Raw genomic sequence first — 10,840 nt, 5'->3', positions numbered from 1 at the left:
CCGGAAAATCAGTATAATCAGTATAATCCTGGACAAAGACAAAATCTGGAAAATCATCTAAATCAGTATAATCCTGAGAAAGACAAAAACGCGCACTATTTCTTCATTTCATTAATCCACTGTTTAATCAGCACCACTCCTTCTTTATGAATCACGGTGCGCGCCAGTTCCGGCATAGCGGTACCCGGTTCTACGCTGTTCATGCGATAGGCCAGAATAGAATGGAGAGCATCGCCGGGAATCACGTCGAAATCCAGTCCCCCTGCACCACCACCGGCGGAAACAGGCGATTTCAGGATGCCCAGGTGATCGGCGCCCGTTTGCTCGTATTCGAGGAAAAGACCTGTATTATAGGCATCTCCGCCCTGCGTATGGCAATGGGCACAGTTAACGTCAAGATAGGCCCTGGCGCGTTGGTTCACCGTAAAATGGACACTGTCTTTCCAGTTGGGCAGCTGTGCTACCTCATTGATGGCGGGAAGGCCTGTCAGCAGGCCATTGGCCGCCCATTGCTGCAGCTGGTTCTGTGTTTGCCCGCTGCGGGTAAAGTTCAGGTTACGCGCCTTGGGACCAATCGGCGTCAGGATGCTGTTATTAATATGACAGCGTTTACAGTCGTTCGTATTGGGCATCTGGTACACGGTGGACTGCTCATGCCCGCTGTCGTCCACGAAGGTGATCGGGATCTTTTTTCCCAGGATCCACTTCTCCGCGTCCAGCTGTTCCTTGTTCCACAGGTAGTTCATCACCTTCCACCCGTGGTCAGCCGGATCTTTGAAGAGCAGCCGGGTTTCGATCATCACCTTCTGACGGGCGGGATTCGTATAGGCAAAGTTTTTTACGATAAATGTCGAATCGGGAAAATCCAGTGCGCCGTGGGGCGTATAGTTCATCGCTTTCCCATCGGGCAGCACAATGAACCGGTCTTTCACCGAATAGTCGGTGAACAACGGGGTGGATAATTCGTAGTTCAACACCCCTTTACGTGGCAGCAATTCTTTCAATGCGCCGGTAAAGAAACCATAGTCCGATAATTTTTCTTTGAACTGAAATGGCCCCGCAGTGGCTGCAGGCGCTGGTTTCTGCTGGCAGCTCTGCGAAACGGCGATCCAGCATATAAAACACACAATAATTAAGCAAGGCTTCCTCATCTCCCTAAAAAAAATTTAATAATCACTATTTACAAACATAAGGCGCCACATCTGTACTGGGGTGCCAGTTCTTCGATGTCATGTTCATGGCATCTACATTCACGAATAAATTAGGACCGGTTTGTTTAATACAAAGTGAATCCGGATTCACCGCTGTGCCTTTGGTCAATATATTAGTGGTAATGCCGTCATAGGTAATGAAAGGTAAACGGGCATTTTTACGCGAAGGGTCCATGGCATTTAACTGCTGCTCTATACCCACCAGTACTTTCCCGGTATGATGTTCGTATGCAGCCGGCGGAAAAGCAGGACCTACCTCCATGATATTATCATGGATATATACATTTTTAGGTATAGGGAAATAATGGTCGTTGATTTTTGTACCTGCCTTTTCATCTATAAAAAATCCGGATACCACAGAAATGGCGCTGGAATTATTATTGATGATACGGTTGTTATACAGTTCTATATCGGAAGCGGCCAGGATCACCACTCCACTGCCGGGAGCGGCGTTACCCACGCCCCAGGTAGAACCGAAGCTACCGGATTTGGCAAAGTTCTTTTCGTTGTTGTCATGGAAATAATTGTCATGTGCACTTACAAAGCCACCACGTTTCGACAGGTCGGGCAGGTCGAAAATGAGGAAGCCTGCGGTATTTCCCCAAAACTCGTTGTCGTATACCTGTGCATGTGAGGTATTTTCTATTTCGCAGCCGGCTACGTTTTTAAAAGCTTTACACTTACGCACGATGGCGCTATCTGTTTGTCCTACGTAGATGCCCGCATCGGAAGCACCCTGTGCATAACAGTTTTCTACCAATACATTTTTACACATCACCGGGTAAATGGCATAGCCGCCGCTGGTGGAATCCGATAGCGTCCAAACGGCGTGCAGATTGGTGACTACCACATTTTCGCTTTTGTTGATCTTGATCAGATCTCCTTTGGAATCACGCAGGGTAAGACCGTCGATTGTAAAACCTTTTACATCGGTTACCCGGATACCTTCCCCACCCTGGCTTTGGGCCGAAAAGTCGAGGATAGTTTTATCCGGCCCCGCGCCCTGGATCAGGATATGCTTTAACTGGGCAATGCTCAGGTTATCGAATTTATACAGCCCTTCTTTCAGGGTAATACTACTGCTGTCGGTAAGCGACAGGAAAGCTTCTGCAATCTTTGCTTCATCGCCGGGACCGAAATTCAATCGTGTTTTGTAGCCACCTGTTTCTTCTACTTTCGGGCTATTTTGACAGGCCGCCAACAGGGCAATCAATAATAAGCAGATATGATATCGTTTCATATATGGGTTTGTTTTTAACATCAGAAAACATTGTAAGCAAAGGTTACATAATACATACCGCCAATAGCAGGACTACCAAATCCGTTCCTGTAGTAGGTATTGGTCAGATTTACCCCACCCAGTTTGATGGTGGAATGTGCCTGCAGCAGGCGATAACTTACCTGTGCATCCACTACCGCAGAAGCAGGCACGGTACCGTTGCCAAAGCCAATCTGGTAGAAGAAGGCAGGGCGGTAGCGGAAGGTGGTATTAAAAGAGAAACGTTCTTTATTACCAAAGCCGGTATTACCGAAATCTATATTGAATTTATAATTAGGCGTATTGAAATTATTCACCTGGCTGTTGTTCCTGTTTTTCAGGAAGTCGGACGAGAAATTCACTTTCGCCAGGAAGTGGTGCGACAGGTCCACGCTCACACTGGCGGCATAACCGTAGGTATTTACTTTTTCCGCACCGTTATAGGCAATGTTATATTGTATGTAGGTGCTGTGATCCAGGAAATTATTTGGATCGGTGCTGCCGGGTGTATTAGCTACGTTTACGTATCCGATAAAATTTTTCCAGGTAGAAAAGTAACCCAGTACATCAACGAGTACGCGGCCGGCGATGAGGGAGGAATAACCTAACTCGAACGCATCTACCGACTGCGGCTTGATATCATTTAACGCAAACTGTTTAAGGTCTGCCGGATTTTTGGTCCGTTGAAAAGTATCCACGCTGCCCAACGTGTAAGCAGGGTACTGATCAAAATGATATACACCGTTGAGCAGGCGGTCGGAGCCGCCGGAAGCGAAGCTGTTATAGTCGATAGGTGTGCTTTGCAGCGATTGTATATTAGACGGGAAGCTGTAAGCATTCTGGTAAGAGAAGCGGATAAAGCTTTCCTTGTTTACTTCCAGTACGGCTGATACGCGGGTAGTTACGCGGGGTTTGGCGAACAGGGTATTTTTATCGTAGCGGAAAGCGGCGGCCAGGCTCAGTTTCTCGTGTATTACTTTTTTGGTGAGATGCGCATAAGCACTGTACTCTGCCACATCGATCGGGGAGTCGTTGTCGGGGAAGAGGGTCCCTTTCGAATCGAGGCGGTAGAGGCGATAATTTAATCCGGCAATGAGTTCTGCAAATTTTATGAGGTGTGTAAAATTATATTGGCCTTCTGCATTAAAAAGACGGCTTTTATCGGTGAACAGGGTACCTCCTTTTGAAGTAGGGATGTTGGAGATGCTGTCTTTCAAACGCAGGAACTGTGCGCTGCCGGCATCGGGTCTGCCCTGATCGGCGAAAGTTCTGGCCATATTGCTGGCGTCCAGGTAACTTTTACCCTGGGTCATGGCTTCCAGCAAGGCGCTGGTATATTGCGGATACCAGCCGTCGCCGGTGTTGCCGTCGTAGCTGGGCTTCCAGGCTTCGTTGATCAGCTGGGCGGTAGGACTGGCGATGATGGTATGCCCTGAATTTTCCTGGGTGGTATAAGCACGTACAAACCAATGTTCTGCTTTTACTTCTGCGCGGTACTGGCCCAGGTGAAAGCCGTTCAGCGCATAACGGGTATCATTGCTGTATACCGCATCGCCTTGTCCGTAGGTACCAGAGAGAATGGCTTCCAGTTTGGGTTTTATCTTATAGCGCAGTTCCAGGTTGGCTTTGAACATTTTGGCGTCGCTGCTCAGGTAACCATACTCGGGGTAGCCGGTGCGGGCCACATTGTGGTTACCTTCTGCCAGCAAAGGATTGATGATAGGCGCCAGTTCCGGTACCTGTTGCAGGGCCCCTTCCAGGAAAGGGTTAATGTCTACAGATGTTTTGCTGCCGTAGATGTTCACCCCATTATAGTTAGGGTCTGTCAGGGGGCCACCGGGGCCGTTGGTATTGGTGGTATCGTTCGCCATCCAATCTTTCGCCTGGGTGTATTGCACATTTATTTTAAAGGCAAATTTGTCATTCACTTTTTTGGCCCAGCGAACGGTCCAGTCGTAGTAAGGCGAAGGACCCATCGGATCATTGGCCTTTCCTTTAGTTACGTGGTTGACGCCCTGGGTGATCTGTGCGCTGAGGCCCTGGTATTTAAAAGGGTCTTTGCCTGTCATCACCATGGTACCATTCAGGCCGCGGGAGCCGTATAAGGCGGAAGAGGCGCCGGAGAGTACTTCGAGGTTGTCTACATCCAGTTCAGTGAGCCCGATGATGGCGCCGATGGGGAAGTTCAGGCCGGGGGCCTGGTTATCCATACCATCTACGATCTGGGTGAAGTTGGTGTTACCGCTGGTGTTAAAGCCGCGGGTGGTAACAGTGGTGAACAGCAAACTGGAGGTGGTCACATCTACCCCTTTGAGGCCCTGCAGCATATTATAGTAGCTGGGCTGGGGCGAGTTGATGATGTCTTTGGAACCGATTCTTTCAATGGTCACCGGTGATTCAATTTTTTTCTGGACGAACCGGCTGGCAGAAACCACCACTTCCTTACCCAGTACAGAGGCGGGCGTTAGCTCTACCTTTTGAAATCCGGGGGCGGAAATGATGATTTCTTTTGATTCAAAGCCTACCGATGACAGTATAAGGGTAACAGGATAATTTTTCCGTGTAGAGAATTTAAAGTTTCCCTGGTCATTGGTATAGTCTCCGTTGGGAGCTTCTTTCATGGTAACAGATACCACAGGAACCACTTCTTTTGTGACGCTGTTGCGAACATTTCCGGAGAGTACAATTTGTGCCATTGCACTATACTGCGACAGAAACAGGCAAACCAACCCTATAAATATGGATCTTAACATCGGCGGGAAAATTTAGATGGTTTGGTTGTAAGATTTAACGTGTGTAATCATGGCAAAGTAACACAGCGATATTACCAAAATACCTCGAGTGGAAATGGCAGTGGGATTGACTTTGGGGCGAAATGGGAGCTATTGGGGGTAAAAATCAGGCGGTGGGGGCGAATCGTTCCTGGAACGTGGGCAAAAAGGTAGCCGATACCGGTACGCTGATGTCGTTTAACCCTTCCAGTTGCAGGTAATGTCCTTTTGCATTTTTCTTAAAAAGAACCACCTTGGTCAGATTCACGAGATAAGAGCGATGTGCGCGCACAAAAGTGCCGGCAGGTAAACAGGCTTCCATTTTTTTCATGGAGGTTCTGATCAGCTCCTTGCAGATAGTATTACCGGACAGGTAGAAAACCTGTACATAATTATCTTCTGCCTTCATGAGCAGTAATTTGTTCGGGTGCAGGGTAAGCACCGGCTTATCATGTTCATCACGCAGGAGGATGCAGCTATCGTCGGTTTTGGCTACCGGCGCCTGTTGTTCCTGTTTCAGGCTTTTCAGCTGGGCCATCTTTTCCCGGGTAAAAAACCATAAAAGGGCAATGCAGTAGGGCAAAGGCAGGATGAACGAGGTATAATAAAGGGTATTGGTAAATTCCGACCAGGTAAAAAAGAAGCTATCGATAATGTTTACGTTCACGATGGTGACCACGAGCGACACCAGCACAATTTCGCCCAGGAACCAGCAGCCGTAGGTGGCGTTGGTGAGTTTGCGACGCAGGGGAATTTTTGCCAGTGCGAACTGGGTGATACACATCACCACTACCCCACCTAAGGTAAAAATGAGGAAGAGGGGCATCAGGGCAAGGTGTTGTCCTTCATACCACATATTGATATTAAAGGGCAGGAAGATATACATGAACAGGAAGCTGAACACGCTGCAAAAGGCGATCAGGGCAATCCTGTTGGCAACAGGGTCCAGTAAAGTAAAGCGGGGTTGCTCTGCGGCATATTTTGAAATAAGTGGCAAAGTGTGCATGCTTTTCATATCATGGATGATTTTCTTCATTTAAGATAAGTAAAAAAGCCGGAATCCCGATCCCCCGTTTACCATTCCCGCCATAAATCCGTAATCCCTTCTCCATCGGCATAGTCGGCCGGATCTAATCCCGCAGCCACCGTGATCATATCGAATACATCACAGAGGTCTTCCCGTTCACTGGTTTCTATGAAATGAGCAATTTCATCACTCAGGTCATTATACGCTTTGACAGCCTTTTCAAAAAGGGCCAGTTTGGTTTGTTGATCTGCCTTTTCACCGGCAGCCTGCAAGTCAGCAATCAGTTCATCCATGATGGCAGTGGCGGCATCACAGTTTTCCTGGGTGTATTGTTCCATACCACCTAAGTCATTTTCGTCCGGGTAAAAGGCCTCACTCCATTGTTCAAAAGGGTAATGTGCTTTTACCGCCTGCAATTTCTCCTGGTAGGTCATATCGATTTTTTGAGGGTGCAAATATATAAGATATTATATTACAGGTGAATTTTAATCAGCACCCATATGGCGCCCATTTATACTACAGAACGGTTTCGTATACCGGATTTTTTCAGGATAATGTGTTGGGTGATGAGTGTGATCATGCTTATCATGGCGGGTTTCACCTTTTCACAGATCAATATATCCCCGGTCCTGCTCTTTGTTGGGGTTGCTTTTTTATTCCTGGCCTGGTCGATGTTTGCCTATGCGCGACTGGAACTCATCATGACAGATACCTCCATTGTTTTTAAGAGAGGATGGAACCCGCATGATATAGACTGGAAAACGATCACGAAAGTAGATATGGCAGAAGTAGGGAAATACGATGATCCTCAAACCACGATCTATTACCTGGACCGAAAGCTGAAAATAGCCCACAGCATGTTTCTCCGGCGACAGTACAAAGAGATCCTGTCATTACTGGAAATGAAGTTGCCACCGGAATTATTTACGGCGCAATATCAGCAGCTTAGGGAGAAGCTGGCGAAGCGATAATTATTGTTGGTCGTAGAGTTTTTTGGTGACACCAATAATGCAAAAGGAGCAGGTAATGACGGTGGTGTTTCTTTTCCTGATATACTTGTATAATTTACTAGTGAGATTATCTATCGATACACCTTTGTTGATCAGCATATCAATGGCTGTTACACCGTAAGCTTGTTCTTCACATGAAAAATTTTGCAACATCGCCCTAATTTCCGGGAACGGATCTTCTTTTTTCAGAAGATCATTGCCTTGCTTATCTTCTACAGTGAGACGAGAGCCGGCACCACAATTCATCAAATAAACATCGTTACCGGAAAGTTCTACGGCCAGATCGTTCAGCGTTTTTTCTGATTGGTAAAAACTGTTCCTGTTTTTCAGAAAAGTGGCCATTACTGCTGTGTTGTAATGTATAGCCCTGACAGCGCTATCGGCCTCCTTAAATCCCGGTCCTTCTGAAAAAGCACTTCCCGTAAAGCAGACCGTACTAAAAAAAATACTATCATGCCTTGTCAGTAAGTTGATAAAAAAATTATTGGGATAAAATCTTACTACGATACGTTGATGATAAAACTCCCCGTCCAGCTGCCGGTTAAGCGGTGCTCCAATGCCACTACGGGAAGGCATATAGTTTTTCAGCAGCCCGTTTAATCGCTTTACCAACACAGCTTTTGTGCTGGCACTATCCACCACTGCATTAATAATGTCGAAATCCTTTTTTGCAAAATGCTGACAGTAGCCGTTCATACACAGCAATACTCCAAAGGTGATCAGGAAACAGGTACGGGAAAACATATTGGCGTTATTTAAAATCTGGCACTTCTCCCGGCTTCAATTCTCTTCCCCGCTTCTTTTCTGCCACCGCAAAAGCTTCTGCTGTTAATGCTTTGAAGCCTTTAGGCGCTTTATTCGCCGGTCCTTTATAAATGCCTATAAATGGTTTTGAAAATGTTTTGCGTGTAACGGGATCGGTCATACGAAAATACTGTGTATACCAACCTTGTACCATACTGGTATCCGGCAATGGTTTGTTTGCCGCCTTACTCCTGTTAGCGAGTATTTTTTCCAGGGAGATGTTGCCCGCATCGGCAGCAGAGAAAAAATAAACTTTGCGCCCCCGCAGCGACTGGCCGGCACTGCTCTTAAATACGCCCGCATGATGCCATTCTGTGGCAAACGGCTCCAGCTCCTTTGCGGCTATTTTAGTATTGAATTTCTTCGACAGCAAAATCGCTACCTCACCGGCTTTCATCAAACCTTTTTGTTCTGCGTCCTGGTAATTTTCGGACTTCCCCTGCCGGAGGTAATCACTCATTTTCATAGCGGCAAGATACAATTTATGACGGAGTTTGTGAATTTTGCAGAACGAGGGTATCTGTCTTACACATGCTCATACTTCATTCTTAAAATTTCTTCTTCAATATCCACCAGTTCATGGTACTTCCTGATAATTTCATGCTCTGTGCGGGGATCTTTATTTAATTCATGTAATACATAGCGTTGATGCTCCAGCATCTTCAGATATACCTTCTTATACATTTTATGATCTACTCCTTCTGTTTTATTATGCATAGACACTGACTTACGATGTATCAGGTCTTCCCGCAGCTGTTGCAATGCAGGATTGGCTTTCAGCTCCTCCGGAAAATGGGTATCGAGGTAGCGGATGCTGCGCTGCAACAAGGCTTCGCGGATATTCTTTTCCTGTTCTGCCGGCGACAAATGCTTATCCGGATCTTCCATATTTACCCACCTGATCAGCAGCGGCAGGGTGAGGCCCTGCACCACCAGGGTCAATAAAATGACCGTGAAGGTGATAAACAAAATGAGGTTGCGTTGGGGGAACAACGCACCATTATCCATATAAACGGGAATAGATAAGGCAGCTGCCAGCGATACCACGCCCCTCATACCTGCCCACCCGATAATCAGTGGTCCTTTCCATCCCGGACGACTATCAGCAGTGGTTATATAACGGCTGATGAACACTGTGAATATCGAAGAACCCAATGTGCAAAGCAATCTTGTTACGATTAACACACCCGTGATAATAAGACCGTACTTAATCGCCTCGGCCAGACTCACAGTCCCCAGTTGCCGGATGATCACCGGCAGTTCCAGCCCGATGAGCACAAACACCAATCCGTTTAATAAAAACCCCAGCGTTGACCAGAAGTTAGCCCCCTGCAGCCGGCTCCTGTAATTGAGGATACGCTGACTCCGCGCAGAAAGGAAAAAGCCTCCACTCACCACTGCCAGCACACCGGAACCATGGAGCGATTCTGCCGCAATGTACATCACATAAGGAGCGGTGAGCGTTAACAGTACATCCATTTCCGTACTGGTAGGTAAAAAACGGTGGATTACATAATAGATCACGCCAACCAGCAAGCCTATGGCCACCCCCATTGCAATGGCTATCACAAAACTGGTGGCCGCTTCCCGGAAAACAAACACGCCCGTCATCACCGCTACTTTGGCAAAGCTGAATATAATTAAACTGGACGCATCATTCATCAGGCTTTCTCCTTCCAGGATGGCAGACAAACGTTTCGGCACCTTCACATACTTCAGGATAGTGGTGGCGGAAACGGCATCCGGCGGCGACACAATACCTCCCAGCAGAAAGCCCAACGCCAGTGTAAAGCCCGGAATCAACGCATGAGACACCAGCGCTACCACCAGCGAGGTCACAATCACAATCACAAATGCAAAGAGAGAAATGATCCGCCTCCAGCGCCAGAACTCCTTCCAGGAAGTATACCAGGCTGCTTCGTATAGCAGTGGAGGTAAAAATATCAGTAAAATCAATTCAGGATTGATCCTGATAGACGGCAGAAAATGAAACATACTGATGATCAGCCCACCCAGCACCAATACAATAGGATAGGCGATTCTCAGCTTCTGCGCCAGCATCACCAGGAACAGGATAATAAAAACGACTATAATATATTCGATGACATGAGCAAGCATATAATGAGTACTATAGATTTTGTGGTTTAAACTTTCCCGGCAGGGCGATGTTTTTTCCCGACACCATAAACACCCCTTCTCCCCTGTAGTGAACCGTTTTGGGATAGGCAGGATAAACAGCCGCCTGTGCTTTTACTACCTCCAGGATAAAAAAATTATAGCCGGATAACAATTGCGTATCGGCTACTTTACATTCATAATTTGCGTAACATTCTTTTATCAGTGGTGCTTTTACCAGGTGGGCTTCTTCTGCGGTCAACCCAAATTTTTTGAATTTGTCCAGATGTGTCCCCGTACTGTTGCCAATTCCAATCACTTCGTTGATCAGGTCCACAGTAGGAATATTGATGACACACTCCCCGCTCTTCTTAATCATCTCATAACTATGATTGGCGCTGGTGATCATACAGCCAATCAGGGAAGGAGAAAACTCCATCACCGTATGCCAGCCCATCGTCATGATATTCGTCTTGTTTTTCCAGCGGGAACTCACCAGTACAATAGGTCCGGGTTCCAGGAATTTGCGGATCTCCGCTACCGGAAGATCTGCCTTTTTGTAGACTCTTCTCATAGTAACCTTATTTCAGCTATGTGCTACTCCCTATCAACATCAGTAAGCATGACATTGTTTGCAGGCATTT

The 10,840-nt window shown here is 46.9% G+C and carries 10 protein-coding genes; 1 reads left to right on the top strand and 9 read right to left on the bottom strand.

Features of this window, described 5'->3' with window-relative positions; genetic code table 11:
- Positions 1–95: 95 nt before the first annotated feature.
- The 5 genes from VIP81_RS14980 to VIP81_RS14960 all read right to left on the bottom strand — a co-directional run bounded on the left by VIP81_RS14980 (position 96) and on the right by VIP81_RS14960 (position 6,722).
- A complete protein-coding gene (locus VIP81_RS14980) occupies positions 96–1,151 on the bottom strand; it encodes an SO2930 family diheme c-type cytochrome (protein WP_331962168.1) in 1,056 nt (351 codons plus the stop codon).
- 25 nt (positions 1,152–1,176) lie between these two features.
- Entirely contained in the window at positions 1,177–2,451 is a 1,275-nt protein-coding gene (locus VIP81_RS14975; protein WP_331962166.1) for a parallel beta-helix domain-containing protein, read from the bottom strand.
- Positions 2,452–2,471: 20 nt separating this feature from the next.
- On the bottom strand, positions 2,472–5,222 hold the full coding sequence (locus tag VIP81_RS14970) for a carboxypeptidase-like regulatory domain-containing protein (RefSeq protein ID WP_331962163.1): 2,751 nt from the start codon (positions 5,220–5,222) through the stop codon (positions 2,472–2,474).
- Between the two features lie 145 nt (positions 5,223–5,367).
- Entirely contained in the window at positions 5,368–6,255 is an 888-nt protein-coding gene (locus tag VIP81_RS14965) for a LytTR family DNA-binding domain-containing protein (RefSeq protein WP_331962160.1), read from the bottom strand.
- Positions 6,256–6,314: 59 nt separating this feature from the next.
- Positions 6,315–6,722, bottom strand: a complete 408-nt coding sequence (locus VIP81_RS14960; RefSeq protein ID WP_331962156.1) for a hypothetical protein — start codon at positions 6,720–6,722, stop codon at positions 6,315–6,317.
- Between the two features lie 45 nt (positions 6,723–6,767).
- On the opposite strand from VIP81_RS14960, the gene VIP81_RS14955 reads away from it, so the two are divergent.
- Positions 6,768–7,238 (top strand): hypothetical protein, encoded by a 471-nt coding sequence (locus VIP81_RS14955; RefSeq protein ID WP_331962153.1) that lies wholly within the window; start codon positions 6,768–6,770, stop codon positions 7,236–7,238.
- Here the strand turns inward: VIP81_RS14955 and VIP81_RS14950 are convergent, their stop codons facing one another.
- The 4 genes from VIP81_RS14950 to VIP81_RS14935 are packed head-to-tail and all read right to left on the bottom strand — an operon-like array spanning position 7,239 to position 10,770.
- Complete coding sequence (locus VIP81_RS14950) at positions 7,239–8,021, bottom strand: hypothetical protein (protein WP_331962150.1); 783 nt, start codon at positions 8,019–8,021, stop codon at positions 7,239–7,241.
- Positions 8,022–8,028: 7 nt separating this feature from the next.
- The gene (locus tag VIP81_RS14945; RefSeq protein ID WP_331962147.1) at positions 8,029–8,547 is read right to left on the bottom strand and encodes a hypothetical protein; all 519 of its coding nucleotides are present in this window, start codon (positions 8,545–8,547) and stop codon (positions 8,029–8,031) included.
- Between the two features lie 59 nt (positions 8,548–8,606).
- Positions 8,607–10,199, bottom strand: coding sequence for a Na+/H+ antiporter (locus VIP81_RS14940; protein ID WP_331962144.1), 1,593 nt, complete (start codon positions 10,197–10,199; stop codon positions 8,607–8,609).
- A gap of 10 nt (positions 10,200–10,209) precedes the next feature.
- Positions 10,210–10,770 carry a flavin reductase family protein gene (locus VIP81_RS14935; RefSeq protein WP_331962141.1) on the bottom strand — a complete coding sequence of 187 codons (561 nt, stop codon included), beginning with the start codon at positions 10,768–10,770 and terminating at the stop codon, positions 10,210–10,212.
- Between the last annotated feature and the right edge of the window lie 70 nt (positions 10,771–10,840).

The organism is Chitinophaga sp., from assembly GCF_036566945.1.
Lineage (GTDB): Bacteria > Bacteroidota > Bacteroidia > Chitinophagales > Chitinophagaceae > Chitinophaga.
The sequence above is the reverse complement of the archived record's forward strand: the minus strand, read 5'-3'. Positions and strand labels throughout refer to the sequence as shown.

What these genes read in the sequence shown, in the direction of transcription:
- VIP81_RS14980 (WP_331962168.1), bottom strand. Translation starts at nt 1,151, where the DNA reads ATGAGGAAGCCTTGCTTAATTATTGTGTGTTTTATATGCTGGATCGCC.
- VIP81_RS14975 (WP_331962166.1), bottom strand. Translation starts at nt 2,451, where the DNA reads ATGAAACGATATCATATCTGCTTATTATTGATTGCCCTGTTGGCGGCC.
- VIP81_RS14970 (WP_331962163.1), bottom strand. Translation starts at nt 5,222, where the DNA reads ATGTTAAGATCCATATTTATAGGGTTGGTTTGCCTGTTTCTGTCGCAG.
- VIP81_RS14965 (WP_331962160.1), bottom strand. Translation starts at nt 6,255, where the DNA reads ATGAAAAGCATGCACACTTTGCCACTTATTTCAAAATATGCCGCAGAG.
- VIP81_RS14955 (WP_331962153.1), top strand. Translation starts at nt 6,768, where the DNA reads ATGGCGCCCATTTATACTACAGAACGGTTTCGTATACCGGATTTTTTC.
- VIP81_RS14950 (WP_331962150.1), bottom strand. Translation starts at nt 8,021, where the DNA reads ATGTTTTCCCGTACCTGTTTCCTGATCACCTTTGGAGTATTGCTGTGT.
- VIP81_RS14945 (WP_331962147.1), bottom strand. Translation starts at nt 8,547, where the DNA reads ATGAAAATGAGTGATTACCTCCGGCAGGGGAAGTCCGAAAATTACCAG.
- VIP81_RS14940 (WP_331962144.1), bottom strand. Translation starts at nt 10,199, where the DNA reads ATGCTTGCTCATGTCATCGAATATATTATAGTCGTTTTTATTATCCTG.
- VIP81_RS14935 (WP_331962141.1), bottom strand. Translation starts at nt 10,770, where the DNA reads ATGAGAAGAGTCTACAAAAAGGCAGATCTTCCGGTAGCGGAGATCCGC.